Below are 26,890 nucleotides of genomic sequence, written 5' to 3'. Positions count from 1 at the left end.
GGATATGAGCCTTCCCAGTTCGCACCCGGACAACCGCCTGATGCGGCGCGTCGCCACGTTCTTGTGGCAGCGCCCGGGCTTCTGGCTGGCGTTGTTATTGTTGCCGCCATTGCTGTGGTTCGGCGTAATTTATCTCGGTTCGCTGTTAACGCTGCTGTGGCAGGGGTTTTACACCTTCGATGATTTCACCATGTCGGTCACGCCTGACCTGACATTTGCCAATATCGCGGCGCTGTTTAACCCGGCTAACTACGACATTATTCTGCGCACGCTGACGATGGCGATTGCCGTCACGCTCGCCAGCGCGGTGCTGGCGTTCCCGATGGCGTACTTTATGGCGCGCTACACCAGCGGCAAGCTGAAAGCGTTTTTCTACATCGCCGTGATGCTGCCGATGTGGGCGAGTTACATCGTTAAGGCTTACGCCTGGACGCTGCTGCTTTCGCGCGACGGCGTGGCGCAGTGGTTCCTCGGGCATATGGGGCTGGAGCCGGTGTTAAACCTGATGCTGACCATTCCGGCTATCGGTGGCAATACGCTCTCGACCTCCGGTTTTGGGCGCTTCCTGGTGTTTCTCTACATCTGGCTGCCGTTCATGATCTTGCCGATTCAGGCCGCTCTTGAGCGTTTGCCGCCGTCACTGTTACAGGCATCGGCAGATCTAGGCGCTCGCCCATCACAAACCTTCCGCCATGTGATTTTACCGCTGGCAATTCCTGGTGTGGCCGCCGGTTCAGTGTTTACTTTTTCGCTGACGCTGGGTGATTTTATCGTGCCGCAACTGGTTGGCCCGCCGGGGTATTTCATCGGCAACATGGTTTATTCGCAACAAGGTGCGATTGGCAATATGCCGATGGCTGCTGCGTTTACGCTGGTGCCGATTGTGTTGATTGCCATTTATCTTTCACTGGTGAAACGTCTGGGGGCTTTCGATGCACTCTGAACGCGCTCCGTTACTGCTGAAAATCGCCGCCTGGGGAGGCGTGATATTCCTGCACTTTCCGCTGCTGATTATCGCGCTGTATGCGTTTAACACCGAAGAGGCGGCGTTTAGCTTTCCGCCGAAAGGGCTGACGCTGCACTGGTTTAGCGTAGCAGCATCGCGTAGCGATATCCTCGACTCCGTGACGTTGTCACTTAAAATTGCCGCACTGGCAACATTCCTTGCTTTGATTCTCGGTACGCTGGCGGCGGCTGCGCTGTGGCGGCGGGAGTTCTTCGGCAAAAACGCTATCTCGTTATTGCTGCTATTACCCATTGCTCTGCCGGGGATTATCACCGGCCTGGCGTTGTTAACCGCTTTCAAGATGATGAATTTTGAGCCGGGGTTTTTCACCATCGTCGTCGGCCATGCGACGTTCTGCGTGGTGATTGTGTTTAACAACGTCATCGCCCGATTCCGCCGCACCTCGTATAGCTTAATTGAGGCGTCGATGGACTTAGGCGCAGACGGCTGGCAGACCTTCCGCTATGTGATTTTGCCGAATCTGGGTTCTGCATTACTTGCCGGAGGCATGCTGGCGTTCGCGCTGTCGTTTGATGAAATTATTGTCACCACCTTTACCGCCGGGCATGAACGCACGTTGCCGCTGTGGCTGCTCAACCAGCTTGGGCGTCCGCGTGAAGTACCGGTCACCAACGTGGTGGCGTTAATGGTAATGCTGATGACCACCATTCCAATTTTAGGGGCGTACTGGCTGAGCCGTGGCGGAGATGAAGTCGCGGGCAGCGGTAAATAACGAAAGGGTATCACTATGCAAAGCCAACTCTTGGTTAACGGCCAGTTAGTGAACGGCCTTGGGGAAAAGTTGCCGGTCTACAATCCGGCAACCGGGGAAGTGCTGCTTGAGATTGCAGAAGCCACCACGGAACAGGTCAATGATGCGGTGAATGCCGCAGATGTTGCCTTTGCTACCTGGGGGCAAACCACGCCGAAAGAGCGCGCCGAACTTCTGCTAAAACTGGCAGATGTGATTGAGCAAAACGCGGAAGCGTTTGCCCGGCTGGAATCGCAAAACTGCGGCAAGCCATATCACTGCGTATTGAATGACGAAATTCCGGCGGTGGTGGATGTGTTCCGTTTCTTTGCTGGTGCCAGTCGTTGCCTGGGTGGGCTGGCGGCGGGGGAATATTTGAGTGGGCACACGTCGATGATCCGCCGTGATCCGGTTGGCGTGGTGGCCTCGATTGCACCGTGGAACTACCCGTTGATGATGGCGGCCTGGAAACTCGGCCCGGCGCTTGCCGCAGGCAACTGCGTGGTGATCAAACCATCGGAAATCACACCGCTAACCGCGTTTAAACTCGCTGAACTGGCAAAAGATATTTTCCCGGCGGGCGTGTTGAACGTGCTGTTTGGCCGTGGGCAAACCGTGGGCGATGCGCTGACCGGTCATCCGAAAGTGCGCATGGTGTCGCTAACCGGTTCGATTGCGACCGGCGAGCACATCATCAGCCATACCGCTCCGTCAATTAAGCGCACGCATATGGAACTGGGCGGCAAAGCGCCAGTGATTGTGTTTGATGATGCGGATTTAGATGCGGTGGTAGAAGGTGTGCGCACCTTTGGTTATTACAACGCCGGGCAAGATTGCACCGCCGCGTGTCGTATCTACGCGCAGAAAGGGATTTACGACAAGCTGGTCGAGAAGTTAGGCGAGGCGGTGAGCACGTTGAAAGTCGGCGCACCGGATGATGAGTCTACCGAGCTTGGCCCGCTGAGTTCCGCCGCCCATCTTGAGCGCGTGAGCAAAGCGGTGAATGCCGCCAAAGCGCTGGCGCATGTGAAGGTGGTAACAGGCGGGGAAAAAGTCGACGGGCCGGGAAATTACTTCCAGCCAACGTTGATTGCCGGGGCGAAGCAGGAAGATGACATCGTGCAAAAAGAGGTGTTTGGCCCGGTGGTCAGCGTCACTACTTTTGACGATGAAGAGCAAGTTTTGAATTGGGCGAACGACTCCAGTTACGGGCTGGCTTCATCGGTATGGACGCAAGACGTCGGTCGCGCGCATCGTCTGAGCGCCCGTTTGCAATATGGCTGCACCTGGGTGAATACCCATTTCATGCTGGTGAGCGAAATGCCGCACGGCGGGCAGAAACTTTCAGGCTACGGCAAAGATATGTCGCTGTTCGGGCTAGAAGATTACACCGTGATTCGGCATGTGATGATCAAACACTAGCGTTTGGGAAGGTGGATAGCGCCTGAACGCCTATCCACCTTAATCCATTCACAGATAACCCAGATCCGTGAATAATGTTTTCAGGCTGTCGAGAAGAACAGGGTGTTGAGCAAACGACCAGTTGGCATGGGCTATTTTCCATTGGCCGTCGGTCAAACGATAAACTTCGCTACAGTTCCACAGGGGAAGTTGATGCAGCTTCCCATCATTTTTGCTGCGAATATGGTTCTGCTGGTTGTAGGTCAAAATAGCCGTGTTTGCGGATTCGTTAATCACCACTTGAACGTTTGACCATTCCGCTTGTTCTATTTCAATGCCTAAATATGATTTTTCGAAATAGTGTCTCACGGTATTTTTATCAACGAGAACACCCGCTGTCATTGGGTCAACATAGGTGATGTCATCGCGATAAATATCCAGATACCCAGTAATATCCCCTTTATTGAAACGATCGCTGGCTGCGCGCTCAATTTCTAATATCGTGCTAGTGATCTGTTTATGCATGAGTTCCATTTACGAATCCTTGTATAAAAAAGTGCAATTCATCGTAGTCTATAATTGACCCAGGAAAATACTCCTTTTTCACAGTTATCCGTTCGTGTGGCAAAAATCAGAATCCGATTAATTCATTTTGGGGAAATGATTTAAATATCAATGGTCAAGATACAGATAGTGCATCCAGCTCGTCATGCGCAGCAAAACCTTACGCATCACCGAGACATGAGTGAAGTGGTCAGAATAAACGGCAACCTGGGCAAAAATCCCATCCGGGAGGGCATCGACTTGCGCATTTGGCTCAAGCTCAATCACCGCCAGAACCCCGTCACTGCCGGGTGTGAGCGTTAAAGATTGTAGTGTGCCTTGCGCCTGGTAACTGCCACCCGGCACGACCGGAAGTATCGACGTGAGTTTCCCCTGGAAAACCTGGCCGGGAAGGGCATTAAACACCACTTCGGCCTGATCTCCCGCTTCTAAACGTAACAGCGAGTTTTGCCTGAACTGCGCAATAATCTGCCGTTTTTGCTGCGGAATAAACACCATCACCGGGCGCAATGGCAGCGCGGCGGCGTAGGTTCCGGGGCGAATCAGCACTTGTGTTACGTAACCATCGCTCGGCGCGCGGATAACCGTCTGGCTCAGGTTGTATTTCGCTTCGGCAAGTTGGGCCCGCAGGCTGGCAATTTGTGATTGTTCGCCATTGACCATGCTGTCTAACTGGCTTTTTACCTGGGATTGCTCGGCAACAGAACCTTTTACCAGCGCATCTTGTGCCAGATAATTTTGCCGTGCGTTATCGATATCGCTTTCAGAGAAGGGGTTAACCCGCGCTTTACTTCCTTTCAGGTAACGTTGGTAATCTTTATATAATCTGTCGCGTTCAGCAATCACTCGGGTGGTATTCGCAATAGCTTCGTCGAGTTGCCCCTGTAATGATTTGCTGTTGTGAATTTCAGTGGTTAAATCAGCCTGTAATCTGTCCACTCGGGTCTGATAGCGGGTGGGATCTAATTTAAATAACACTTCTCCTTTTTTAATCATCATATTTTGTTTATCGGTGACTTCGCTAACAACACCGGTGACTTGTGGCGTCAATGGAATAGAAATAACCGCTTTTTGAGCCAGAAAAGTATAAGGGTGGTTGTAGTTCATCAATAAAATAAGTGCGCCAATTAAAAATACGCCGCCTAATGCCGCTGTTGGCACTGTCCATTTATTTACCGGTATTTTAAATATTTTGAAGACTGACCAGGCAATAGCAACATATGTCAGGATAATGAGCAAATCCATGATGTTACTCCGATGGCGTTATTTTATTGTCGCCTAACTTTTGCTCCAGCTCAGAAACCCTTTGCTGTAACGAAGCCAGTGTTGCGTCGGGGTTTTGTTGCATACCCCAGCCTCTTTCAGGTCGATAAAGCGTGGCCCAAATCCATAAAAACGGCCAGATAACATGCAGCGTAAACAAACTCACCCAGCCCGCAACGTGAATGGCATCTGCGTGCGGATGATTGCGAGCTTTTGCAATAAGATAAGGAATATCGTGAAGAATAATAATCCCGTAAAAAATAACGAGGAAAACGAAAATAAGCACGCCGAGCGCAAAATAGTTAAGAAACATAGCGGCCTCGATTCACAGAACGACTGTTCTTAACTAAAGATAGACGCTATCTAACATTAATTCCTGGTAACAAAGGATGAGATGACACCGCGCTGTTCATCTTAAAAGTTAAGCACGGCGTCATCTGGAGGGCTGTTAAAACTTGATCTGAGTCATAAAAAACGGCATATTTCGTGACAATTTTTTACGGGCTATAAAATTTTTAAAATGACTCTTTATCAGAATATGTTGGTTTTTTATGTAGTCATGTCATTAATCACTGCTTTTATCACCTGGTTTTTGGCTCGCGATACCAAACGCATTAAACTGTTAAGCTCTGTGCTGGTAGGCGCAACGTGGCCGATGAGTTTCCCCGTCGCGTTGATGTTCTCGCTGTTTTAGCCAAATAGGTATTCCATGAACGACATAACTTTTTTCCAGCGTTTTGAAAGCGATATCGTCGCCGGGCGCAAAACCATCACGCTGCGTGACGCTTCCGAATCGCATTTCACGCCAGGCCAACAACTGCGTGTGGGGCGTTATGAAGATGACGTCTACTTTTGCACGATTGAAGTGATCAGCGTCGCACCCGTAGCGCTTGACCAATTGACCGACGAGCATGCACGCCAGGAAAACATGACGTTGCCACAACTAAAAGAAGTGATTGGTGAAATTTATCCGGGTTTGATCGAGCTTTACGCGATTGTGTTTAAACGGGTCGCAACTGCTTAAAAATACAAAGGAAGGGGAGATCCCCCTTCCTGAAAATCAAAGACGCGAAGCTAGTGACTGGCTTTCTTCAACATCTGATACAACTCATCTTTTAGCCGCAACTTCTCTTTTTTCATTTGCACGACCTTTTCGTTGCATCCCGTCCCTTGCGGCCCTCCCTTGCGTAAAATTTCATCGTCGAGTTGATTATGCTTGTCAAACAAGCTGAGGAAACGCGGGTTAGAGGATTTTAGTTCGGTGATCAGTTCACGGTACTCAGGAAACATTGCAAACCTCCTGGTCTTTGATGGTGAATGGAGTAGAGCCTGGCAGTTGCTGCCAAAGCCAGTGTAGGCACTCCTTAACGCAAATTGGAAGTCCCGCTTCGTAAGGGTTTGTCAATTTGCGATCCCTTACGCGAGTTCACCACTCTGGTTATATTTTCAGCAATTCATCGCTTGCATAAAAGCAAAAATTGACAACGACAATCTCGATTTCGTGTGCTAAAACATATCTATGATATATCTTACGCATCAGAAAAAGAGAACCCGATGACCTTACAAACCAAACCTAAACTTCCAAAACGCGTCAAAAACGAACTCAAATTCCGCGAGTTAACCGTTAAAAGCAATGAAACCGTGGCCGGTTGTTTCCACCGCATCATTTTTACCAGCCCGGAGCTGGCAGGCTTTTCCTCACACGGTTTCGATGATCATATTAAAGTCTTTTTCCCACCGGAAAGTGGCGACTTCGTGCGCCCATCCGTCACGGACGATGGCATTGTCTGGGGTGAGGGCGCGCGTCCTGTTTCTCGTGACTACACGCCGCTGGAGTTTGACGCAGAGCGTAACGAACTCACTTTAGATTTCTACATCCACGATGGTGGCGTAGCGAGTCAGTGGGCAGACGGTGCGCAACCTGGCGATTCGCTGCTGATCGGCGGGCCGCGAGGATCGTTGGTGATCCCGACCGATTATTCATTCCAGCTCTACGTTTGCGATGAAAGTGGCCTGCCTGCGGTCCGCCGCCGTCTGGCATCGCTGCCTGAACACATCGCGCCAATCGTGCTGGTTAACAGCCATCATCCGCAAAGCCACGATTACCTCAGCGAATTTACACGCGCGCAGGTTGAATGGCTTGATAGTGAATCTATCGCCCGACGCGTCAGCGACCTTCAATTCCCGGCCAGCGACTATTTCGTCTGGATCACCGGCGAAGGGCAAGACGTAAAACAACTCAGCGATGAACTGCTGGAAAACCGTGGGCTGGACGGAGATTACGTTCGCGCCGTGGCTTACTGGCATAGCAAATAAGGAGTCGAATATGAAAATCCATCATCTGCACCACGGTTTTTGCGCCCGACATGAACGCCACGAAAGGCACGGTCTACACGGTGGCCACCACGAACACGGCGGCATGGACGGCAAAGCGCGTATGCGCCGCGAGCGTTTATTTGACGCCAGCGATATTCGCTTGCTGATCCTGCATTTTCTTTCGGGCAACACGGCACACGGTTATGAGCTGATTAAGTCCATTGAAGCGACGGCCAAAGGGGAATACGTGCCAAGTCCTGGCATTATTTACCCGAATCTTTCCTTATTAGAGGAAATGGGGTTTATCGCTCAGGTGCAAAGCGACAGTAGCAAAAAGGCGTGGATGTTGACCGAAGAAGGCCACGGTGAACTTGCTCAACAACAAGAACATCTCGGCCATATTATTGCGAAGCTTGAATCACTTGGAGTGCTGGGGGATAACCGCCGCCTGCCTGAAATTCAGCGCGCTATTCATAACTTCAAAATGGCGCTCAATACCAAACTCGGCCAGAGCGATTTACCCAAAGAGACGCTGTATAAAATCATCGATACCTTAGACCAGGCCGCAAAGGACATTGAACGCAGCTAATTGCGCCGTTTCTCTGAAATGAAGCATAAAGTTTCAACGGGATCTGCCGAAACTATATGCTTCTGTTGTCACGAGAACAAAAAGCATGTTAACGCGCATAAAAGTTGTAACCAGCCTTCTGTTTGTGCTGGGTTTATTTGGTATTTTGCAATTGACGTCCGGTGGGCTGTTCTTTAACGCCCTGAAAAGCGACAAAGAAAACTTCACTGTTCTGCAAACTATTCGCCAGCAGCAGTCGACGCTCAACGGTAGCTGGGTGGCGTTGCTGCAAACCCGTAACACCCTGAACCGCGCAGGCATCCGTCATATGATGGATGCCAACAACACCGGTAGCGGTTCGACGGTGAACGAGCTGATGCTGATCGCCAGCCAGTCGTTAAAGCAGGCGGAGAAAGAGTGGGCGGCGTATGAATCCCTGCCACGCGACCCGCGTCAGAGCGAAGAATCCATCAATGAAATCAAGCGTAATTACGCGATTTACCACGGCGCGCTGGCCGAGCTGATTCAGCTGCTGGGCGCGGGCAAAATTAATGAATTCTTCGACCAGCCGACGCAAAAATATCAGGATGGTTTCGAGAAAGAATACGTTAACTATCTGCAACAAAACGACCATCTGTATCAGGAAGCGGTTGACGACAATAACCAGTCTTATTCCCAGGCCATCTGGATTCTTATCGTGATCCTGACGCTGGTGGTTGCGGCCATTATTATCGTCTGGCTGGGCATCAAGAAAACCCTGATTGAACCGCTTCATCGCCTGATTGATAACATTCGCCACATCGCAGACGGCGATCTGGTGCACTCCATTGACGTGGAAGGCACTAATGAAATGGGCCAACTGGCGGCAAGCCTGCGCCATATGCAGTCTGAACTGATGAGCACGGTCAGCGATGTGCGCAACGGCGCAAACGCGATTTACAGCGGTGCCAGCGAAATCTCTATCGGCAACAACGATCTTTCTTCCCGCACCGAACAACAAGCCGCATCGCTTGAAGAAACCGCCGCCAGCATGGAAGAGTTGACCGCCACGGTTAAGCAGAATGCGGAAAACGCACGTCAGGCCAGCCAACTGGCACTCAGTGCCTCCGAAACCGCGCAGAAGGGCGGCAAAGTGGTGGATAACGTGGTTCGCACCATGAATGACATCGCCAGCAGCTCGAAGAAGATTGCTGATATCACCAGCGTGATCGACGGCATTGCCTTCCAGACTAACATCCTGGCGCTGAACGCGGCGGTTGAAGCGGCACGTGCCGGTGAACAGGGCCGTGGTTTTGCGGTGGTGGCGGGTGAAGTTCGCAACCTGGCGCAACGCAGCGCGCAAGCCGCGAAAGAGATCAAAGGTCTGATTGAAGATTCCGTGAATAAAGTGGATACCGGCTCAACGCTGGTTGAAAGCGCGGGTGAAACCATGGACGAAATCGTCAATGCGGTTACGCGCGTTACGGATATCATGGGCGAAATCGCCTCGGCATCCGATGAACAAAGCCGCGGTATCGACCAGGTTGGGCTGGCGGTTTCTGAAATGGACCGCGTCACTCAGCAAAACGCCGCACTGGTTGAAGAATCCGCCGCTGCTGCATCCGCACTGGAAGAGCAGGCGAGCCGCCTGACTCAGGCCGTCGCGGTGTTCCGTATTAATCAGGAAGTGAAATCACAACCCCGCAATCCGGAGCCGAAAATCACTCTCGCTCCGGTGATGAATCGTAAAGCTGCGGTTAGCGATTCCAACGACAACTGGGAAACCTTCTGATTTTTTAGATAAGCCTGGATAAGCGACAGCGCCGGATGACGCTGCGCTTATCCGGCCTATAACTCGTAAACGTCAGTTTCAGTACAACCTGTTGTACTGCCGCTAAAAAAATCTGCGTACTTCCTCACATTTCTTCTCACTAAATCTTCGCGTTTATCCGACAGACAAAAAAGTATGACCTTCTTCACATAAGCACAGCGACCCGATCGCCACACTTGATTCCATCAGACAAGACCGGAGTCCAGCCCAATGGAATCAAGCAAAGTTCCCGCACTCACGCGATCTATCGAAATTATCAATTTCATTGCGCAGCACGGGCCATCCAGTGCTGCAACGTTGATGAACGCACTGGGTATCCCGAAAAGCACGCTTTATCTGTTGCTGGCGGAATTAAAGAAGCACCGGTTTCTGGCGGTAGATGCGCAAGATAACTACTGCCTGTGGACGAAACTGGTTGAGCTTGCCGGGCACGCGCTAAGCAAAATCGACCTGCGTGATATTGCCCGAAAACGGCTCACGCAACTGATGGAACAAACAGGATTGCTGTGCCATTTGGGGATCATTGATGGGGGGAATGCCTATTACATCCTCAAGATTGAATCTTCTTCCACCATCAGCGTGCGCTCCCATGAAGGGAAAAGTCTTTCATTGAGCCGTTCAGGAATTGGCAAATGCCTGCTCGCCTGGCAGCCCTCGCCGCAACGGGAAAATATTGTAGCCGGGCTGGATTTCAGCCCAGCCACGCCGACCTCGATTACCACACCTGAACGCATGCTCCAGGAAATAGAAAAAATCCGCTACCAGGGATGGAGCTATGACCGGGGCGAAGATTATACCGATGTGCGTTGTGTCGCCGCACCGGTGTTCAACGGGCACAACAACCTCACAGCCGCCATCTCCGTGGTCGGCACCCGACTCCAGATAAACGACGACAATCGCGACCTGATTGCCAGCCAGACTATCGCCTGCGCCAAAGATATTTCCCGTTTGCTCGGCTGGCGCAGTCCGTTCGACCTGAAAGCCTCATAACGTATTTCATAAGGAAAAAACCATGACCCTACCCAAAATCAAACAAGTCAGAGCCTGGTTTCTTGGCGGTGCTACCGCAGAAAAAGGCAGCGGCGGTGCCGATTATCACGATCAAGGAAATCAGCACTGGATTGATGACCATATCGCCACGCCGATGAGCAAATATGCTCAATATGAGCAGTCGCGCCAGTCGTTCGGCATCAACGTTCTGGGCACTTTAGTGGTGGAAGTGGAAGCCGATAACGGGCAGATCGGTTTTGCAGTCTCTACCGCTGGGGAAATGGGCTGCTTCATCGTTGAAAAACACCTCAATCGCTTTATCGAGGGGAAATGCGTCAGCGACATTAAGCTTATTCACGACCAAATGCTGAATGCTTCAATGTATTACTCCGGCTCTGGCGGCCTGGTGATGAACACCATTTCCTGTATCGATCTCGCCTTGTGGGATCTGTTTGGGAAAGTGGTTGGACTGCCGGTTTATAAGCTGTTGGGTGGCGCTGTGCGTGATGAAATTCAGTTTTACGCAACCGGTGCGCGCCCTGATTTAGCCAAAGAAATGGGATTCATCGGCGGCAAAATGCCTACGCACTGGGGGCCGCACGATGGCGATGCGGGTATTCGCAAAGATGCCGCCATGGTGGCGCAGTTCCGTGAAAAATGCGGGCCGGATTTCTGGCTGATGCTCGACTGCTGGATGAGCCAGGATGTGAACTACGCCACCAAACTTGCCCATGCCTGCGCGCCGTACAACCTGAAATGGATAGAAGAGTGCCTGCCGCCGCAGCAATACGAAGGCTATCGTGAGCTGAAGCGCAATGCCCCTGCGGGCATGATGGTGACCAGTGGTGAACACCACGGCACGCTGCAATCCTTCCGCACGCTGGCCGAAACCGGTATCGACATTATGCAACCGGATGTCGGCTGGTGTGGTGGGTTGACCACGCTGGTAGAAATAGCCGCGATTGCCAAATCTCGCGGGCAGCTTGTGGTGCCGCATGGCTCCTCTGTCTATTCCCATCACGCGGTGATTACCTTCACCAACACGCCGTTTAGCGAATTCCTGATGACCAGCCCGGATTGTTCAACACTGCGTCCGCAGTTTGACCCCATTTTGCTCGATGAACCGGTGCCGGTGAACGGGCGAATGCACAAGTCGGTGCTCGATAAACCGGGCTTCGGCGTTGAGCTTAACCGCGATTTAAACCTGAAACGTCCTTACAGCCATTAATCATCCAGTGTCACGTTTAACAGGATATCACCGTTGATTGTTCGTGACACTGTAACCTTTATTCGCATCATTCAGAGGGAAACAGTTATGGATTCCGTATTAAACAGTGCGGTAAAGAAGAACCGCGCACGTCTGATTCCGTTCATGCTCGCGCTGTATATTCTGGCGTTTCTTGATCGCTCCAATATCGGGTTTGCGAAAGAGACTTATCAGATAGACACCGGATTAAGCAACGAAGCGTATGCGCTGGGGGCGGGGATCTTCTTCGTGGTGTATGCGTTTCTCGGCGTTCCGGCAAACTTACTGATGCGCAGATGGGGCGCGCGGCGTTGGATTGGCGGCACAACGTTGTTATGGGGAGCGCTGTCGGCTGGCATGGGTTACGCCGATACCGAAGCGAAGTTTCTCATCGTTCGCACCTTGCTGGGCGCTGCCGAAGCCGGGTTTTTCCCCGGCATGATTTATCTCACCTCGCAGTGGTTTCCGCAGCAAAACCGCGCCGCAATTATGGGGCTGTTTTATATGGGGGCGCCGCTGGCGTTAACGCTCGGTTCGCCGCTTTCCGGTGCGTTACTGGAAATGCACGGCTTTATGGGCAGCCCCGGCTGGTACTGGATGTTTCTGATTGAAGGGCTGCTGGCGATTGCGGCAGGGGTATTCACCTTTTTCTATCTCGACGATACGCCGCAGAAAGCGCGTTTTCTGACGGATGAAGAGAAGCGGGTTTTGCTGGCGCAACTGGCGCGTGAAGACGAGAAGAAAACCCACTCGCGCTTTATGGACGCCATCAGCAATAGCCGGGTGTGGCAGCTCGCCATTATCTATATGACCATCCAGATTGCGGTTTACGGGCTGATCTTCTTCCTGCCCACTCAGGTGGCGCAATTAATGGGAACAAAAGTCGGCTTTACCGCTTCGCTAGTCACGGCCATTCCCTGGGTTGCGGCGCTGTTCGGCACCTGGTATATCCCGCGTTATTCCGATAAAACCGGCGACCGCAAAAATATAGCAGCGCTGACATTGCTTGCGGCAGGAATAGGCATCGGCGTTTCTGGTTTAGTCAGCCCGTTTTTTGCCATGGTCGCGCTATGCGTTGCGGCTGTCGGTTTCATTGCCGTACAGCCGGTGTTCTGGACGATGCCCACACAGCTTCTTTCAGGAACGGCACTCGCCGCAGGCATTGGTTTCGTGAATCTGTTTGGTGCGGTCGGCGGATTCCTGGCTCCGCTTATTCGTGTCAAAGCTGAAACCGCTTTTAACAATAATGCCGCAGGATTGCTGGCGCTGGCGGGCATCGCCATTGTCGGCGCGTTGATTATCTTCACCCTTAGCGTGGCAAAACAGGCACCGCTGACCCGAATTAATGAAAAGGAATCGCTATGAATTCGCTGTTATCAAACCCGTTTAAGCAGGGCATTCTCAATAACGAGGTGCAAATCGGACTCTGGCTGAGCAGCACCTCGTCTTATCTGGCTGAAATCGCGGCAACCTCGGGTTATGACTGGCTGTTAATCGACGGCGAACACGCGCCGAACACCGTTCAGGATCTCTATCATCAACTACAGGCCATTGCCGCATACCGCAGCCAGCCGGTGATTCGCCCGGTCGAAGGGCAAAGAAGCATTATCAAACAGATGCTGGATATCGGCGCACGCACGTTGCTGATTCCGATGGTGGACACGCCCGAGCAGGCCAGGGAAATTGTCAGCGCCACGCGTTATCCGCCGCTGGGAACCCGAGGCGTTGGCGCAAGCGTTGCGCGTGCTGCCCGCTGGGGACGAGTTGAGAATTATATGGCGCAGGCAAATGAAGAACTGTGCGTGTTAATTCAGGCCGAGAGTAAAACGGCTTTGGATAACCTGGATGAGTTGCTGGAAGTTGATGGTATCGACGGTATTTTTATCGGCCCGGCGGATTTATCTGCATCGCTTGGCTACCCGGATAACGCCGATCACCCGGAAGTCCAGCGCATCATCGAGCAAAGTATTCGCCGTATCCGCAGCGCAGGCAAGGCGGCGGGGTTCCTGGCCGTGAATCCGGAAATGGCAAAAAAATGCATTGAGTGGGGAGCTAATTTTGTCGCGGTCGGCGTAGATACCATGCTCTATACGCAAGCTCTGGATGCGCGCCTGGCATTATTCCGCCAGCCTCCATTGCAGACTGGCAATAAAAACAGCTACTAACACAGCCTGACGCTTGCGCCGTAGGTCGGATAAGCGCAAGCGTCATCCGACATTTTCACAACTCCGCTTCATCCAGCCGCATCAACCGGTCTAACCGCTGGCGATAACAACGCAGCGTTATTTCTACGTCGGTTTCGGGCATCAACGAATCACGATACACCGCTTCTACAATGCGGCTTTCTTTTTGCAAATCGCCTAACAATTTGACGATCAGCTTGTCGGTCAATCCCATCGCCAGGCCGAGTTCGCGGAAATCCATACCCAGATATTCACCGTAGGCGGTTTTAAAACCGGGCGCTAATTCTCGGTCGCCTTCCTCGCAGCTCAGCAATGGCAGAGCCATAAACCCGGAGCTAAAAATGGCCGGATAGGGCGCAACCGAGACAAAATCATAAACCGGCGAAAGCGTCGGCTCGCCAATGCGCGGGTGAATCAGCCCGAAATTACGCAGGTGCATATCGTTGTTACCCAACAAATAGGCGTAGGCAATACGGCGGAACAGGTCGATTTTAAACGCCACGTTGCTGTTGACGTGCTGAGTCAGAAACTCGGCCAGTTGCTGATAGCTCACGTACTGTTTGCCGTCGCTGCCGGTTTTACCGTACTTTTCGCCGACGTTCATCGCCGCGTCGAGTTGCTCCTGGTGGATTGCCGCGCCAGTTTGAGTATCACGGTCAAAGCGGCGAATCACGAAGGCCAACTCGGGTTCCGTTTCATTATCTTCACGCGCAAAACGTACCAGCCCATTTGGCGGCACATCAAAACCCAGGCGCGCCATTAACGTCATCGTCGCGTGTTCGTTTTCTGCCAGGTGCGGGAACTCAGCAGGGGACGGTTTGAGAATGTACTCGCCCTGATGTTCAACCACCGCAAACTCACCGTCGCGCACCACCATTTGCAGCTTTGGCTGATACCCGGAAATGCTCATCCCGCGCTGGGCTTTCGGCAGTTCATGGATAAATTCGTTACGCGTAAAACTGAGCTGTGGGTTCACTTTGCCGGAACCCGTCAGATACTTCAGGCCTTTGGCTGAATAACCGGATTCCTGCTCTTTGGCCTGCGTCAGCGGTGTCAAAAGAATGTGGCATCGCATGGTTAATCCTCCTGCATGTTGACCAGTTGCACCGCGCCAATCAGGTTTTTACCGTTATCGATAAGCATCCCGAGAAGGTCGTGTTCGTCGCGCTGCTGTAATTGGCTGTAGCGCATTTTCAGCCAGCCTTCAGGCGCTAATGAAGCGAAAAAGGGCGGCAGCGTCGGGCTTTGAAAGTGGCGAACGCGCACCGGTAAACTCAGCGACAGCGGCGGGCCGATATAATCTGCGTGGTAGCTGAAAGCAAAACCGTTGTCGTCCTGACGCAACTCGCCCACTGGCTCACCGTATAACCACACTTCTACACGGCGGCGCATAGCTTCACACCTAATGCCTCGGCAACCCGCAATACGGTGCCAAATTTGACCTGCTCTGGATCTTTAAACAGGCGTTTGAGCGTTGAGGCCGACACCCCGGTTTGTAGCTCGAGCGTCGCCAGATCGATATCGAGTTCTTTACGGCGCTGGTTCAATTGCAGCCCGAGCTGCGCCGACTCCGTAATGACCTGTTCGTTGATGGCGAGGTCAGATTCCTGCGCCCGCAAAATCACCGCTTTTTTAACGTCATTGAGTAATTCGCTCATGGCGTGGAGTTTGTCGGCGAGTGATGTCGTGTCGTAGTTCATTTTTGACCCCATTTCATAATTTAAGCAGGAAAAAGGTTAAATGTGAGCCTGTGATATAAAAATGTATCATGAGTGAGCTTTATTGTCTTTTTTTAATTCAAATAGCTCATATTTGGTCTAATGCACATTTAATGGTTTATGAAAGGTCTTTTATTGAATTTTTATTAAAACAATAGACCATTTATGACCTTTTTCATGTGGTGAAAATCCCCTTATCCAGAAACTGGATAACCAAATGTAAATTAATTGTTTCACTCAACCAGACGGAATCCCTATTAATGAAGGCATGTTAATCAACACGAGTTTGCTGCATGTCTTATCGAATCAGTCTGTTGGATAAAATCCCGGTTGCGCAGAATGACACGCCTGGCGAGGCGCTGAAGCACACGCTACATCTCGCACAACAGGCCGAAGCCTGGGGTTATCACCGTTTCTGGATTGCCGAACACCACAACACCGCACGGCTGGCGAGCCCATCGCCGGAATTGCTGATTGCGTGGATTATCGGGCAAACAAACCGCATTCGTGTCGGTTCCGGCGGGGTGATGTTGCAGCATTACAGCCCGTATAAAGTGGCTGAAAACTTCAACTTACTGGCAAACCTGGCGCCCAATCGTATTGATCTCGGCGTTGGCAAAGCCCCCGGTGGATTGCCGCTTTCGACTAAAGCGTTGCAGCGCGGTGTGCAGGAGAAAGAAACCTTCGCCGAACAACTCACCCAGCTCGATAACTGGCTTTCTTTGCCTGCCGCACAGGATGACCAGGAAACCTTACGCGCCACGCCGGTTCCGCTTCAAAGCGCCGATCGTTTCTTGCTGGGCGCAAGCCTTGAAAGTGCGAGACTTGCCGCACAACTGAACTGGAATTTTGTCTACGCCGCCCACCTGAATGGCGACAAAGCCTTAATGCGTGAAGTGCTCAGTTCCTGGCGCAGCCGCAGTGCGCTCGACACGATTGTTGCGGTGCAGGTGATTGTTGCCGCCGACGCAGAAAAAGCCGATGAACTGGCAAATCTTGTGGAAATCTGGAGCGTGGAGCTGGAAAACGCCCAGCGCGTGAGTGTCGCCAGTGAAGCGCAAGCCCACGCTTTTGCCCGCCAGGCAGGAAGCGCCATCAAAAAAATCGAACGCCGTGAACCATCGTTGTTAAAAGGCACCGCTGAAACTGTTCACGCCGGGCTGGCGGCGTTGAGCAAAGAGTTTGGTATCGACGAATTCATTATTGATACGCCGATTGCCGATCCCGCAGCCCGTTTTCAGTCGCTGCGTTTGTTGGCTGGCACCACGCCAGTCAAGCCGGTCGCCGAATTTACTGCGCAACATGAAGCCTGGTAAGGGGACGCTGATGACCTTTAAACAGCAGCTTATCGACTGGCGGCGTGAGTTACACCAGCACCCGGAATTATCCGGGGAAGAGGTGGCGACTACGGCACGGATACGCCACTGGCTGGAATCTGCTGGCTTGCGTTTGTTGCCGTATTCACTCGCCACCGGCGTGGTTGCGGAAATCGGGCAGGGTGAAAAGGTGATTGCGTTGCGAGCGGATATCGACGCGCTGCCGATTCACGAAACCAGCGGCGTTGAATTTAGCTCGCACAATGACGGCGTAATGCACGCCTGCGGCCATGACGTGCATAGCAGCGTGATTCTGGGTGCGGCGCTGTTATTAAAAGCGCGGGAATCACAGTTGGCCGGGCGCGTGCGTTTATTGTTTCAGCCTGCAGAAGAAAACTTTACCGGCGCTAAAGCGCTGATTAAAGCCGGGGCGCTGGAGAACGTGAGCGCCATTTTCGGTATGCATAACGAACCCGGTTTGCCGGTTGGCACTTTTGCCACACGCGGCGGCGCGTTTTATGCCAACGTCGACCGCTTTGTGATTCGGGTTACGGGCAAGGGCGCACATGCCGCTCGCCCGCAAGAAGGGAACGATCCGATTGTGATCGCCAGCCAGTTGGTGATTGCGCTGCAAACTATCGCCAGCCGCAATATCAACACCCTGGATTCGGTGGTTGTGAGTGTCACACGCATTCAGGGAGGGAATACCTGGAATGTATTGCCGGAAAACGTCGAACTCGAAGGAACCGTGCGTACCCATAACGCCGATGTACAACGGGTGGTTGAGAAAAGAATCAGTGAGATTGCAGCCGGTTTAGCCAGTGCGTTTGGGGCGCACATTGAAGTGGATTGGTTTAACGGGCCAATAACATTGATCAACGATGAGAAATGGGCGGCGTTTGCGATGCAGGTCGCAAAAGAGGCCGGGTATCAGACTCAAACCTCGGAGCTGCATATGGGCGGCGAAGATTTTGCCGTGTATCTGCAATCCATTCCCGGCGCGTTTGTCAGTATTGGCAGCGCCAGCGAATACGGTTTACACCATTCGGCGTTTAATCCGGATGAAGCCTTAATTGAAGATGCGGCGAGATATTTCGCAACGCTTGCCGAACAGGCGCTACTGATAAAATAATCTTTCGGAGAATCATTATGTCAAACCTCTTGTCGAATGCGAGACAACTGCGCCTGGGCACAATATTACACGGCGCTTCCGGGAATATGTCGGCCTGGCGTCATCCAGCCGCCATTGCCGATGCCAGTATTAATTTTGATTTTGTTAAAGAGACGGCATTAAAAGCCGAAGCCGGAAAGCTGGATTTTTTATTCGTCGCTGACGGTTTATATATTAACGAAAAATCTATCCCACATTTCCTGAATAGATTTGAGCCGCTCACGGTGTTGTCGGCATTAGCCAGCGTTACTACGCATTTGGGCCTGGTCGGCACGTTGTCGACGTCCTATAGCGAGCCGTTCACCGTTGCGCGCCAGTTCGCAAGCCTCGATCATTTAAGCAAAGGCCGTGCGGGCTGGAACGTGGTGACTTCACCACTGGAAGGTTCGGCAAAGAACTTCTCCCGCGAGAACCACCCGGAACACGCATTGCGTTATCGCATTGCCGATGAATATCTCGATGTGGTAAAGGGGCTTTGGGATTCCTGGGAACAAGATGCCTTTATTCGTGATAAAGAAACCGGTAAGTTTTTCGACCAGAATAAATTACACACCATTAATCATCACGGTGATTTCTTTAAAGTGGCCGGGCCTCTAAATATTTCCCGCACGCCACAAGGCCGCCCGATTGTATTCCAGGCAGGTGCTTCCGATGATGGTAAAAAATTAGCCGCTCGCCATGCGGATGCTATTTTCACGCATCATGAAACAATAGAAGACGCGCAGCATTTTTATCGCGATGTAAAAAGCCAACTGGCAAATCACAATCGCCAGCCCGAAGACCTGCATATATTCCAGGGCGTGAGCGTGATTGTCGGTAAAGATGCCGATGATGTGGAAAACCAGTATCAAACCACCGCCGCGTTAGTCTCGATTAACGACGCGCTGAATTACCTCGGCCGTTACTTTGAACACCATGATTTTAGCCAGTATCCGCTGGACGAACCGTTCCCTGATATCGGTGATTTGGGGCAAAACAGCTTTCGCAGCACCACAGATGAAATCAAACGCAATGCCCGCGAACGCCAGCTGACATTACGCCAGGTTGCACTCGAAGCGGCATCGCCACGCCCACGTTTTGCAGGCACCGCGCAGCAAGTGGCTGACGGGTTACAACAGTGGTTCGAAAGCTACGCCGCCGACGGTTTCATTATCCAGGGCGGCACGCCAGATACCTTCCCGCGTTTTGTCGATGAAGTGGTTCCGGTATTACAGGCGCGTGGGTTATTCCGCACCGAATATCCCGGCACCACGTTGCGCGAAAGTTTGGGTTTAGCAGAACCGGTGAATCAATTCTCGGCATAAATGGCGGATGACGCTTCGCGTAACCGGGTAGGTCGGATAAGCGAAGCGTCATCCGACAACAAACATCACAATAATTAAAAGAGAACAACACATGAAAAAACAATCGCTCATTCTGGCCATCGCGCTGGCACTTTCTTCCACTGCCGCGTTTGCACAAAACGTGACGATTAACGGCACTGGCGTCAGCCTCGAAGCCAACAAAACGCCCATCAACACCGCCGTAAATCCCGCTGCGGTGGCGCAACTGCCAAAAGATTATCGCTTTGCCGTGCCGGGTAAATTCACCGTGGCGGTTGCCGCACTGAATTCACCGCCGTTAACCGTATTTGCTGAAGACAACAAAACGCTGCTTGGGAGCGAAGTGGATATCGCCCGCCTGGTAGCCGACAGCTTAGGGCTGGAGCTAAACGTGGTGCCAACATCCTGGGAAGACTGGCCGCTGGGCGTCAGTTCGGGGAAATATGATGCCGCAATCAGCAATATTACCGTCACTAAAGATCGCAAACAGAAATTCGACTTCGCGACCTATCGTAAAGACTCACTCGGATTTTATGTGAAGGCCAACAGCCCAATTAAGAAGATTGAAAAAGCAGAGGATATCGCCGGGCTGCGCATTATCGTCGGCTCCGGCACCAACCAGGAATCTATCTTGCTGGCATGGAATGAAGAGAACCAGAAGAAAGGGCTGAAGCCATTCACGCCGGTTTATACCAAAGACGATGCTGCTCAAACCCTAGCCTTGCAGTCTGGCCGCGCCGATGCCTTCTTTGGCCCGAACGTCACTGGCGCATGGAAAGCCGCGCTAACCCAGAAAACGCAGCTCGTCGGCGTGGTCGATGGCGGCTGGCCAAAAGCGGCGCATATTGCCGTCACGCTCAAAAAAGGCAGTGGCCTGGTCGACCCGGTGCAAACCGCGCTTAATGGCGTCATCAAAAATGGCGATTACAACAAAGTATTGAACCGCTGGGGCGAAGGCGTTGAGCAAATCCCGGCATCTGAAATCAACCCCGCTGGCCTTGGCGATTAAGGAGCACAACATGCGTGAACAATTTCGTGATGTTTCCCCGGAAGCGCCGGAACTCCAGCCGATTATTACCGGGCTGTTTGGTGAATATGAAGCGCGTTATGGGGACTACTTTTCTCGTGATGCGGAAGTGGAATTAACCGAGTGGTATCTCGCGCCGCAAGGGTTGTTCATTGTGCTGGAGCGTGACGGTGAAATTATCGCGACCGGCGCGTATAAGCCATTCGATGAATATACCGCCGAGATAAAACGTATCTGGACGCACCCGGACTTGCGCCAGCAAGGACTTGCCCAGCGCGTGATGCGGGAACTGGAAAACAGGGCGCAGCTTGCGGGTTACAGTCATCTCTATCTGACCACCGGATTTCGCCAGCCGGAAGCGGTGAAACTGTATTTGAGTCTCGATTACCAGCCGCAGTTTGATATCTACCGCGACCGGGAAGAATACAGCGTGGCACCGTTTGACGGGCGCTTGCGGTTTACTAAACAGCTAACCGTTACACAGCTGAAAACGGCCTGAGGAATGATTATGACTACATCTTCAACCATTAAAGTCGTTCCGGCGCGTTATCCGTTACGCACGCTGGGGGCGGTTGTCGCGCTGTTTGTGCTGGCGATTGTGGTTCAGTCGGTGGCGTTTAACCCGCGCTGGGAATGGAGCGTGTTTGCCCGCTGGTTCTTCGACCCGGTGATTCTGCAAGGGCTGGTGCAAACCTTATTGCTGACGCTGATTGGCACGGTGCTGAGCGTTATATTCGGCGGTTTGTTGGCGCTGGCGCGGCTTTCCTCGTCATGGCTGCTTAACAGCCTGGCGTGGGGATATATCTGGCTGTTCCGGTCTTTGCCGCTGATTGTGGTGCTGATCATTCTCTATAACTTCTCTTATCTCTACGACACGCTGTCGATTGGCATTCCGTTTACGCAAATAAGTTGGGGAAGCTACCAGACGATTAACGTGCTCGGGCAGTTTTCCACGGCGGTTGTCGGGCTGACTCTAGTACAAAGCGCTTATACGGCGGAGATTATTCGCGGCGGCTTTCTGGGCGTCGACCACGGGCAATATGAAGCGGCAGCGGCGTTAGGGCTTCCGGCCTGGCGACGTACCGTGCGCATTATTTTGCCGCAGGCGCTGCGCACCATTTTGCCTTCCGGTTTTAATGAAATTATCAGCCTCGCCAAAGGCACGGCGATGGTTTACGTGCTGGCGATGCCGGAACTGTTCTACACCATCCAGATGATCTACAACCGCACCCAGGAAGTGATCCCGCTGCTGATGGTCGGTGCGGTCTGGTATCTGGTGATCACCAGCGTCCTGTCATTGATTCAATATCTGGTGGAACGATCGCTGGCACGCAGTGAACGCCGCTCCGCCATTAATCAGCAAAGCCCGGCACGCCAGGCACCACGCCAGCCGGTTCTGCAAACCCAGGAGGCCGCACATGCTCCACTCCCATAATCACAATGCCCATAACCAAACCGGCCATATTTCCATTACCGGCGTCAGTAAATATTTTGGTCGCCATAAAGCGCTGGATAACATTTCTCTCGAGCTGGAACCTGGTTCGGTCACGGTGATTCTTGGGCCGTCGGGTTCCGGTAAATCCACCTTATTGCGGGCGATTAACCATCTGGAGCGAGTCGATGAAGGTTTTATCCAGATTGACGGCGACTACATTGGCTATCGCCAGGTGGGAGACAAGCTGTATGAGCTGAAGGAAAAGGAGATCCTGCGTCAGCGCGTGAATGTGGGATACGTGTTCCAGAATTTCAATTTGTTCCCGCATCTGACGGTGCTGGAAAACCTGATAGAAGCGCCGATTGCCCACAAGAAACTTAATCGCAAAGAAGCGATTGAACAGGCGTATCAATTGCTGGATGTGGTGGGGCTGCGTAATAAAGCGGATGCCTGGTCGCGGCATCTTTCCGGCGGCCAGCAGCAACGGATTGCGATTGCCCGCGCTCTGGCGTTGCGTCCGCGTGTGATGCTGTTTGATGAGCCGACTTCTGCGCTTGACCCGGAGCTGGTGGGCGAAGTGCTGGATGTGATTAAAAAGCTCGCCCGTTCCGGCACTACGCTGGTGGTAGTGACGCATGAAATCGGTTTCGCCAGGGAAGTGGCGGATAACGTGGTGTTTATGGTGGACGGCAAAATTGTTGAGCAAGGCAGCAGCGACGAAGTGCTGAACCATCCGCAACATTCCCGAACGCGGCAGTTTTTATCGAAAGTTCTTTAAGGAGCAGGCATGAAATTTGTCCCACTGGCGTTAATGCTGTTTACCACGGCGAGCTTTGCTCAGGGAACGCTTGATCTCAAAGCTAATGAACAACCGATTCACACGGCGAAAGACCCGATTGCGATTGGAAAGATTCCTCAGAACTATCAATTTGTTGAACCGGGAACGCTGACGGTGGCGATTTCCGCGCTTAACTCGCCGCCGCTGGCGATGCTGGCGAGTGATAACCGCACCAGGATCGGTAGCGATCCGGATATCGCTCGTTTGCTGGCGGATAGTCTTGGGCTAAAACTCAAACTGGTGCCGACAGCCTGGGAAGACTGGCCGCTGGGAATTACCTCTGGCCGTTATGATGTCGCGCTGGTGAATATTGCCGTGACGGAACAGCGTAAAACGAAGTTTGATTTTGCGACCTATCGCGTCGATTCCCTGGCGTTTTCAGTGAAATCAGACAGTGAAATTCAAAAGATTGCCGGGCCTGCGGATGTTTCCGGGTTACGCATTATTTTGGGTTCGGGAACCAATCAGGAAAAAATCCTGTTGGGTTGGAATGAACTAAACGAGCGTGAAGGACGCAAACCCGCGCAGCCTATTTATCTGACGGATGACGCTTCCGGGAATCTTTATATTCAGGCGGGAAGAGCGGATGCGACATTTGGCCCGCAAAGTGTTGCCGCCTATAAAGCGGCATTAACCGGGAAAACGCGTGTTGTGGGGCTTGGGCCTAAAAAAGCCTATGTCGCCACCACCACTAAAAAGGGCAATGGCCTGGTTTACGCTCTGCAAGCCGCGCTCGATGGCGCGGTGAAACGTGGCGAATATCAGCAAGTTCTCGACCGTTGGGGAGAAAAGGGCGAAGAAGTTGCGGCGTCCGAAATTAACCCGCCGGGGATTACCTATCCATAGCTACTTATCCGTAAGCAGCACCTGCTCAATAAACCCGTGAATATCTTCCAGCGCCTGCTCTCTGGCGAGCGGCGCGCTGTCGATAATCAGTTGATCCGAATACCCGTTCAACAGTGAACCTAGCTGGCGGGTCATGCGCAAAACATCCGTCTGGCGAAAGACGCCGCTTTCAATGCCGTCATGAATAATACTCGCCAGCAACGCATCCCACTTTTCCGTTAACGCCAGCGCAAAATCGGCATACACCTTGTTATGCACCGCCAGCCGCCACAGCGAACTGTACAACTCCCAGACGGCATCGGCGCGGTCGGGTAAATAGTCTTCGATAAAAACCGTTAAACCTTGCTCCGGCGGCAGTGCGCGGCATTTTTGAGTAAAGGTTTCCAGTTCCGCATACATAAAGCGCGAAAACGCCTCAATGCACAGCGTCTGCCAGTCTGGGAAATAGTGATAAATGTGGCTACGGGCAATGCCGACTTGCTCGGTGAGTTCACGAGTGGTGACCTTTTCGACCCCTTTTTCGGTGAACAGGGCAATCGCGGCATCAAGAATATTCTCTTTTAAAACAGACGCTTTTTCTTTCATCACAGTACCTTCGTTGACTTTGAGCAAGTGCTCAAATAGACTCTTTTCATTCTTTGAGCAACCGCTCAAGGATAACAATCTAAGAAGTTAAAGTCATGGAAACCTTACAAACCGCGCAGCTTCAGCCTTCACGCGGTGCATTAAACACCTTAAAAAAACTCGCCCGACTCCACAGCAAAAAGCTCGTTGTGACGCTGATGCTGGTGGTCGCCGAAAACATTATCTACCTGCTTTATCCGTTGATGGCAGGTTTTGCCATCAACGCCATTATCAAAGGTCAATCGCTCCACGCGTTGTTATATGCGCTGGTGGTCTTTGTTATGTGGGCAATTGGTGCCGCCCGCCGCAGCATGGACACACGCACATTTGCCAGAATCTACGCCGGGCTTGCGGTGCCGGTGATTCTCGCCCAGCGCGAGGACGACCATAGCCATTCGACCATTGCCGCTCGCGTGACGTTGTCACGGGAATTTGTTAATTTCTTCGAGACACACTTACCGCTGTTGATTACCTCGGTGGCGTCGATCATTGGTGCAGTCGTGATGCTGCTGACGATTGAATTCTGGGCGGGAGTGGCGTGCCTTGCGGTACTGATTTTCTTCGCACTCTTCCTGCCGGGCTACACGCGCAAGAACGAAATGCTGTATGAGAAACTCAACGACAGATTAGAGAAAGAGGTCGGATTCGTCGGCACGGCAAGCGAGAATACGCTCATCAAGCACTACAACTTTTTAGCTCGCGTGCGCATTCGCCTGTCGGATCGTGAAGCGTTTGGCTATTTGTCGATTGGCATTGCCGCAGCGTTCCTGTTCTCAATGACCATCTGGATGATGACCGTCAAGGGCGTCGGGAACGCCGGGCATATTTATTCGGTCATGACCTACATGTGGATGTTTGCCATGAGCCTCGATGACGGCCCATCTTTGCTGGAAAAATACGCACAGCTCAAAGAGATAGGCAAAAGGGTCAACACCGGCCTGGTGTAATTAACCCACTTCCGGCAACGCGCCGCTGGCAATCAGCGCCTGAATCACAATCACCGCGATGCCGCAAGCGAACACCAGAACCAACAACGGTTTGCCGCCCGCAACGCGGTAAACCGTTTCAGTTTGCATCTGGCGGCTTTTCCAGACCAACAGCGACGGAATAATCAGCGCCAGAATCGCCAACGCGACACCCGCGTAACCCAGCGCCATCACAAATCCTTGCGGATAAAACAGCGCAAACACCAGCGGTGGAACAAAGGTCATCAGCCCGGTTTGCATCCGCCCGGAGGCATTACGGTTGCGGTTAAACAAATCGCTCAGGTAATCAAATAGCCCCAGGGAAACGCCGAGGAACGAAGTCGCCAGCGCCAGATCGGCAAATAAATGCACTGCGAGTTCGACGTGCGGCGAAGCCACCACTTCACGAACCGCCTGCAACAAACCATTCAGCCCGGAATGATTGGCCAACAACCCGCTAAACACGCCCGAATCAATCGCGCCCAGCGTCGCCACCTGCCAGAAAATATAGGCCACCAACGGAATCGCGCTGCCGATGATAAACACCCAGCGTAATTTGCGCAGGTTGCCGTCCAGATAACTGACAATACTCGGCACGCTGCCATGGAAACCAAACGAAGTGAAAATCACCGGGATTGCGGAAAGTGCGAGGCCTTTTTCCAGCGGCAGCGTCAGCAAATTGGTGTGGTGGATATGCGGCATCATTAAGCCGAGCATCACCACCAACATCACGATTTTGGCGCTGAACAACACGCGGTTAAACATATCCACCATATGCGTGCCGATGCAGACAATCCCCCCGGCAACAATCGTGAACAGCAAAACCCCGGTGGTGACCGAAATATTAGTTGAGAACCACTGGCTCAGGCTGGCCGATAACAACTCGCCTGCACCGCTGATATACGCCGCCGTCAGCGCGTACATCAAAAACAACATGCTAAAACCGGTCAGCCATTGCCCCGGTTTACCGAGATAACGGCGGGCAAGGGTGCCCAGCCCGGTGTCGGCGGATACGTGCTGATAAACCTCCACCAACAGCAGCGCGGTGTAGCACATCAACCCCCAGAGGCCGACCAGCAAAAGCAACGTCACACCAAAACCCACGCCTGCTGAAGCCAACGGCATTGCCAACATTCCTGCGCCAATCGTGGTGCCGGCGACGATAAAGATACTGCCAAGAGTGCGATTCTTCACGCTTCCCTCTGAATTTACGCTTGTAATAACGAGATTATGCCGCGCAGGGTAAGGGATTGTTACGGACTCGTCAAATCTGGGTTACAGGTGGTGTAATTTAAACTTTACGATTTAGTTTGGTATTCCTATGATTCGGAGCGGCAGTTATTGTGAGGCTTTATTTATAGAGCCGAGAAGATTCCTGGATTAATTTAAGTTAAGGAGAATAGATGTTATATTTCCCTACCATTTTTAGTATTCATCTTATTGATTGCTTGACCTTTTATCTTCCATTGGCGACATTACTCCGTCTTAAAAAACTTAAAACATACTGTTTATATAAAAGGATTTTCTTTA

Annotated in this window: 28 protein-coding genes and 1 pseudogene; 20 read left to right on the top strand and 9 right to left on the bottom strand. The window is 52.3% G+C overall.

Going from position 1 to position 26,890, the window contains the following annotated elements:
• Positions 1-4 precede the first annotated feature (4 nt).
• Genes D6029_RS20925 through patD form a run of 3 tightly spaced genes read left to right on the top strand, consistent with a single transcriptional unit; the run spans position 5 to position 3,179 of the window.
• Positions 5-943 (top strand): ABC transporter permease, encoded by a 939-nt coding sequence (locus tag D6029_RS20925; protein WP_418230282.1) that lies wholly within the window; start codon positions 5-7, stop codon positions 941-943.
• Positions 933-1,739 (top strand): ABC transporter permease, encoded by an 807-nt coding sequence (locus D6029_RS20920; RefSeq protein ID WP_120066612.1) that lies wholly within the window; start codon positions 933-935, stop codon positions 1,737-1,739. Before D6029_RS20925 ends, D6029_RS20920 begins: the two co-directional genes overlap by 11 nt.
• A gap of 15 nt (positions 1,740-1,754) precedes the next feature.
• Entirely contained in the window at positions 1,755-3,179 is a 1,425-nt protein-coding gene (gene patD / locus D6029_RS20915; RefSeq protein ID WP_120066611.1) for an aminobutyraldehyde dehydrogenase, read from the top strand.
• A 48-nt stretch (positions 3,180-3,227) separates the two neighbouring features.
• On the opposite strand, the gene D6029_RS20910 is transcribed toward patD, so the two are convergent.
• The 3 genes from D6029_RS20910 to D6029_RS20900 form a co-directional block, all read right to left on the bottom strand.
• Positions 3,228-3,692, bottom strand: a complete 465-nt coding sequence (locus D6029_RS20910; RefSeq protein ID WP_120066610.1) for a YybH family protein — start codon at positions 3,690-3,692, stop codon at positions 3,228-3,230.
• Positions 3,693-3,830: 138 nt separating this feature from the next.
• Complete coding sequence (locus D6029_RS20905; RefSeq protein WP_120066609.1) at positions 3,831-4,967, bottom strand: HlyD family secretion protein; 1,137 nt, start codon at positions 4,965-4,967, stop codon at positions 3,831-3,833.
• Positions 4,968-4,971: 4 nt separating this feature from the next.
• Complete coding sequence (locus D6029_RS20900) at positions 4,972-5,298, bottom strand: DUF3302 domain-containing protein (protein ID WP_120066608.1); 327 nt, start codon at positions 5,296-5,298, stop codon at positions 4,972-4,974.
• 207 nt (positions 5,299-5,505) lie between these two features.
• On the opposite strand from D6029_RS20900, the gene D6029_RS20895 reads away from it, so the two are divergent.
• The gene (locus D6029_RS20895) at positions 5,506-5,679 is read left to right on the top strand and encodes a GhoT/OrtT family toxin (RefSeq protein ID WP_120066607.1); all 174 of its coding nucleotides are present in this window, start codon (positions 5,506-5,508) and stop codon (positions 5,677-5,679) included.
• Positions 5,680-5,694: 15 nt separating this feature from the next.
• Positions 5,695-6,009 (top strand): N(4)-acetylcytidine aminohydrolase, encoded by a 315-nt coding sequence (gene yqfB / locus D6029_RS20890; RefSeq protein ID WP_120066606.1) that lies wholly within the window; start codon positions 5,695-5,697, stop codon positions 6,007-6,009.
• Between the two features lie 50 nt (positions 6,010-6,059).
• On the opposite strand, the gene D6029_RS20885 is transcribed toward yqfB, so the two are convergent.
• Positions 6,060-6,275, bottom strand: a complete 216-nt coding sequence (locus tag D6029_RS20885) for a YdcH family protein (RefSeq protein WP_120066605.1) — start codon at positions 6,273-6,275, stop codon at positions 6,060-6,062.
• Between the two features lie 264 nt (positions 6,276-6,539).
• Between D6029_RS20885 and D6029_RS20880 the strand changes: the two genes are divergently transcribed.
• From D6029_RS20880 to yfaU, 7 genes are all read left to right on the top strand, one after another.
• Positions 6,540-7,301 (top strand): siderophore-interacting protein, encoded by a 762-nt coding sequence (locus D6029_RS20880; RefSeq protein ID WP_120066604.1) that lies wholly within the window; start codon positions 6,540-6,542, stop codon positions 7,299-7,301.
• A gap of 10 nt (positions 7,302-7,311) precedes the next feature.
• Positions 7,312-7,890, top strand: coding sequence for a PadR family transcriptional regulator (locus tag D6029_RS20875; RefSeq protein ID WP_120066603.1), 579 nt, complete (start codon positions 7,312-7,314; stop codon positions 7,888-7,890).
• 85 nt (positions 7,891-7,975) lie between these two features.
• Complete coding sequence (gene tsr / locus D6029_RS20870) at positions 7,976-9,640, top strand: methyl-accepting chemotaxis protein (protein WP_120066602.1); 1,665 nt, start codon at positions 7,976-7,978, stop codon at positions 9,638-9,640.
• Positions 9,641-9,889: 249 nt separating this feature from the next.
• Positions 9,890-10,669 (top strand): IclR family transcriptional regulator, encoded by a 780-nt coding sequence (locus tag D6029_RS20865; RefSeq protein ID WP_120066601.1) that lies wholly within the window; start codon positions 9,890-9,892, stop codon positions 10,667-10,669.
• Between the two features lie 22 nt (positions 10,670-10,691).
• Positions 10,692-11,897 (top strand): L-rhamnonate dehydratase, encoded by a 1,206-nt coding sequence (gene rhmD / locus D6029_RS20860; protein WP_120066600.1) that lies wholly within the window; start codon positions 10,692-10,694, stop codon positions 11,895-11,897.
• Positions 11,898-11,984: 87 nt separating this feature from the next.
• Positions 11,985-13,280 carry an MFS transporter gene (locus D6029_RS20855; protein WP_120066599.1) on the top strand — a complete coding sequence of 432 codons (1,296 nt, stop codon included), beginning with the start codon at positions 11,985-11,987 and terminating at the stop codon, positions 13,278-13,280.
• Positions 13,277-14,080 carry a 2-keto-3-deoxy-L-rhamnonate aldolase gene (gene yfaU, locus D6029_RS20850; protein ID WP_120066598.1) on the top strand — a complete coding sequence of 268 codons (804 nt, stop codon included), beginning with the start codon at positions 13,277-13,279 and terminating at the stop codon, positions 14,078-14,080. Before D6029_RS20855 ends, yfaU begins: the two co-directional genes overlap by 4 nt.
• Positions 14,081-14,135: 55 nt before the next feature.
• Here the strand turns inward: yfaU and D6029_RS20845 are convergent, their stop codons facing one another.
• The 3 genes from D6029_RS20845 to D6029_RS20835 are packed head-to-tail and all read right to left on the bottom strand — an operon-like array spanning position 14,136 to position 15,798.
• A complete protein-coding gene (locus D6029_RS20845; protein ID WP_120066597.1) occupies positions 14,136-15,173 on the bottom strand; it encodes a type II toxin-antitoxin system HipA family toxin in 1,038 nt (345 codons plus the stop codon).
• Positions 15,174-15,175: 2 nt separating this feature from the next.
• Positions 15,176-15,490, bottom strand: coding sequence for a HipA N-terminal domain-containing protein (locus D6029_RS20840; RefSeq protein ID WP_120066596.1), 315 nt, complete (start codon positions 15,488-15,490; stop codon positions 15,176-15,178).
• Positions 15,475-15,798 carry a helix-turn-helix domain-containing protein gene (locus D6029_RS20835; RefSeq protein WP_208642703.1) on the bottom strand — a complete coding sequence of 108 codons (324 nt, stop codon included), beginning with the start codon at positions 15,796-15,798 and terminating at the stop codon, positions 15,475-15,477. The genes D6029_RS20840 and D6029_RS20835 overlap by 16 nt, the downstream gene beginning before the upstream one ends.
• Before the next feature lie 311 nt (positions 15,799-16,109).
• On the opposite strand from D6029_RS20835, the gene D6029_RS20830 reads away from it, so the two are divergent.
• The 7 genes and pseudogenes from D6029_RS20830 to D6029_RS20795 all read left to right on the top strand — a co-directional run bounded on the left by D6029_RS20830 (position 16,110) and on the right by D6029_RS20795 (position 23,771).
• Positions 16,110-17,132, top strand: a complete 1,023-nt coding sequence (locus D6029_RS20830) for an LLM class flavin-dependent oxidoreductase (RefSeq protein ID WP_120066595.1) — start codon at positions 16,110-16,112, stop codon at positions 17,130-17,132.
• 10 nt (positions 17,133-17,142) lie between these two features.
• On the top strand, positions 17,143-18,264 hold the full coding sequence (locus D6029_RS20825) for an amidohydrolase (protein ID WP_120066594.1): 1,122 nt from the start codon (positions 17,143-17,145) through the stop codon (positions 18,262-18,264).
• 29 nt (positions 18,265-18,293) lie between these two features.
• Positions 18,294-20,634: pseudogene (locus D6029_RS22725) on the top strand (NtaA/DmoA family FMN-dependent monooxygenase).
• Between the two features lie 10 nt (positions 20,635-20,644).
• Positions 20,645-21,151, top strand: coding sequence for a GNAT family N-acetyltransferase (locus D6029_RS20810; RefSeq protein ID WP_120066592.1), 507 nt, complete (start codon positions 20,645-20,647; stop codon positions 21,149-21,151).
• Positions 21,152-21,160: 9 nt separating this feature from the next.
• Positions 21,161-22,087 carry an amino acid ABC transporter permease gene (locus D6029_RS20805; protein ID WP_120066591.1) on the top strand — a complete coding sequence of 309 codons (927 nt, stop codon included), beginning with the start codon at positions 21,161-21,163 and terminating at the stop codon, positions 22,085-22,087.
• Entirely contained in the window at positions 22,071-22,865 is a 795-nt protein-coding gene (locus D6029_RS20800; RefSeq protein ID WP_120066590.1) for an amino acid ABC transporter ATP-binding protein, read from the top strand. Before D6029_RS20805 ends, D6029_RS20800 begins: the two co-directional genes overlap by 17 nt.
• Before the next feature lie 9 nt (positions 22,866-22,874).
• Positions 22,875-23,771: a transporter substrate-binding domain-containing protein gene (locus D6029_RS20795; protein ID WP_120066589.1), complete on the top strand. Its 897-nt coding sequence runs from the start codon at positions 22,875-22,877 to the stop codon at positions 23,769-23,771.
• Here the strand turns inward: D6029_RS20795 and D6029_RS20790 are convergent, their stop codons facing one another.
• Positions 23,772-24,356, bottom strand: coding sequence for a TetR/AcrR family transcriptional regulator (locus D6029_RS20790; RefSeq protein WP_120066588.1), 585 nt, complete (start codon positions 24,354-24,356; stop codon positions 23,772-23,774).
• Positions 24,357-24,451: 95 nt separating this feature from the next.
• On the opposite strand from D6029_RS20790, the gene D6029_RS20785 reads away from it, so the two are divergent.
• Positions 24,452-25,342, top strand: coding sequence for an ABC transporter six-transmembrane domain-containing protein (locus D6029_RS20785; RefSeq protein ID WP_120066587.1), 891 nt, complete (start codon positions 24,452-24,454; stop codon positions 25,340-25,342).
• Here the strand turns inward: D6029_RS20785 and tyrP are convergent, their stop codons facing one another.
• Positions 25,343-26,554 (bottom strand): tyrosine transporter TyrP, encoded by a 1,212-nt coding sequence (gene tyrP, locus D6029_RS20780; protein ID WP_120066586.1) that lies wholly within the window; start codon positions 26,552-26,554, stop codon positions 25,343-25,345.
• Positions 26,555-26,890: the final 336 nt, after the last annotated feature.

The organism is Buttiauxella izardii (assembly GCF_003601925.1).
In the GTDB taxonomy this organism is placed as follows: domain Bacteria; phylum Pseudomonadota; class Gammaproteobacteria; order Enterobacterales; family Enterobacteriaceae; genus Buttiauxella; species Buttiauxella izardii.
Note: the sequence above shows the minus strand (reverse complement) of the source record. Positions and strands in the feature narration are given on the sequence as shown.